We start from the raw sequence: 1,753 nt of genomic DNA, 5'->3' as shown, positions 1-1,753 counted from the left end.
CTCCTCGGCCTTCAGCGCGATGGCGACCATGGCCTTGATCCGCTCGCGCTCGGTCGGGGTCCGCCCCGTGGTGGGGTCCGGCGTGACATCACCGACCGTGAAGATCCCGAACTGCATGGTCGCTCACCCTCCAGGTTGTTGACCTTTCAACTATACCCCTCCAACGGCCACCGCCCCCCAGGTATTCCGCCCCCTCCCAGCCCTTACGGCACCCGCCCACCCGCCCCCGCCTTCTCCCTCTCCGACCGGTGACGCGCCTCCCCCGGGTGACGCGGACACGGCGTGCGAAGCTGCCCCCCATGCCGATCCTCCGCTCCGCCGCCCTGTTCGCCGTCGCCGCGCTGTTCGAGATCGGCGGCGCCTGGCTGGTCTGGCAGGGCCTGCGGGAACACCGGGGCTGGCTGTGGATCACCGGAGGCGTCCTCGCCCTCGGCGCGTACGGTTTCGCCGCCACCTTCCAGCCGGACGCCCACTTCGGCCGCGTCCTCGCCGCCTACGGCGGGATCTTCGTGGCCGGCTCGATCCTGTGGGGCGTCGTCGCGGACGGCTACCGCCCCGACCGCTGGGACATCACCGGCGCGCTGATCTGCCTCGCCGGGACGGCCGTCATCATGTGGGCGCCGCGAAACGGCGGCTGAGGCTCACTTACGCTGGACGGAACCGCCCGACCGACCGCCCCAGCCGCAGCCCCAGGAGCAGCCATGGCCACCGCCGCACCGTCCGCCGCGTCCCGCATCGCCGTCGTCACCGGGGCGAGCAGCGGCATCGGCGCCGCCACGGCCCGCCGGCTCGCCGCGGCCGGCTACCGCGTCGTCCTCACCGCCCGCCGCAAGGACCGCATCGAAGCCCTGGCCGAGGAACTGACCGAGGCCGGCCACTCCGCGGTGGCGTACCAGCTGGACGTGACCGACCGCGCCGCCGTGGACGAGTTCGCCACCGCCTTCCAGACGATCGGCGTCCTGGTCAACAACGCGGGCGGCGCCCTCGGCGCGGACCCGGTGGCCACCGGCGACCCGGCGGACTGGCGCACGATGTACGAGACGAACGTCATCGGCACCCTGAACCTCACCCAGGCGCTGCTGCCGAAGCTCGTCGCGAGCGGCGACGGCGTGGTCGTGGTCGTCTCCTCCACCGCCGGCCACGGCACCTACGAGGGTGGCGCCGGCTATGCGGCCGCCAAGCACGGCGCCCACGTCCTCGCCGAGACCCTGCGCCTGGAGATCGTCGGCCGGCCGGTCCGGGTCATCGAGATCGCCCCCGGCATGGTCAAGACCGACGAGTTCGCGCTGACCCGCTTCGGCGGGGACACGGAGAGGGCCGAGAAGGTGTACGAGGGCGTCGCCGAGCCCCTCACCGCGGACGACGTGGCCGAGACGATCACCTGGGCGGTGACCCGCCCCAGCCACGTCAACGTCGACCTCCTCATCCTGCGTCCGCGCGCCCAGGCGTCCAACACGAAGGTGCACCGGGAACTGTGACGGACGAGAACTCCCCGACGGAGGACACTTTCGAAAAGCGGCGCCTCGCGCAGGAGACGAAGAACGAACGCCAGGTCTGGTACTTCCTGGCCTACTTCCTCTTCGGCATCCACTTCATCGCGTTCATCATGATCTACGCCGTACGGCACGCGAAGTAGCACCCGGGCCCGCGCGCCGGACCTGCCTAGGTCCTGTCGTCAAACTCCCGTCGTCCGCCCGGAGGGCGGGCCGCGCGGCGTCAGGTGCGTGCTCTCGGCGTGCCGGGCCCCGGCCCT

Annotated in this window: 3 protein-coding genes and 1 pseudogene; 3 read left to right on the top strand and 1 reads right to left on the bottom strand. The window is 72.0% G+C overall.

What is annotated here, in order from left to right; translation table 11 throughout:
• Positions 1–117: pseudogene (locus tag AB0L21_RS39580) on the bottom strand (5,10-methylene tetrahydromethanopterin reductase); the annotation flags it as partial.
• A 182-nt stretch (positions 118–299) separates the two neighbouring features.
• On the opposite strand from AB0L21_RS39580, the gene AB0L21_RS39575 reads away from it, so the two are divergent.
• The 3 genes from AB0L21_RS39575 (at position 300) to AB0L21_RS39565 (ending at position 1,636) form a co-directional block, all read left to right on the top strand.
• Positions 300–638 (top strand): YnfA family protein, encoded by a 339-nt coding sequence (locus tag AB0L21_RS39575; protein WP_365710241.1) that lies wholly within the window; start codon positions 300–302, stop codon positions 636–638.
• 63 nt (positions 639–701) lie between these two features.
• A complete protein-coding gene (locus AB0L21_RS39570) occupies positions 702–1,478 on the top strand; it encodes an SDR family NAD(P)-dependent oxidoreductase (RefSeq protein ID WP_365788778.1) in 777 nt (258 codons plus the stop codon).
• A complete protein-coding gene (locus AB0L21_RS39565; protein WP_165951898.1) occupies positions 1,475–1,636 on the top strand; it encodes a hypothetical protein in 162 nt (53 codons plus the stop codon). Before AB0L21_RS39570 ends, AB0L21_RS39565 begins: the two co-directional genes overlap by 4 nt.
• Positions 1,637–1,753: the final 117 nt, after the last annotated feature.

Origin of the sequence: Streptomyces sp. NPDC052721 (genome assembly GCF_040678315.1) — a bacterium.
In the GTDB taxonomy this organism is placed as follows: domain Bacteria; phylum Actinomycetota; class Actinomycetes; order Streptomycetales; family Streptomycetaceae; genus Streptomyces.
This window is presented reverse-complemented; position numbering and strand designations above follow the sequence as displayed.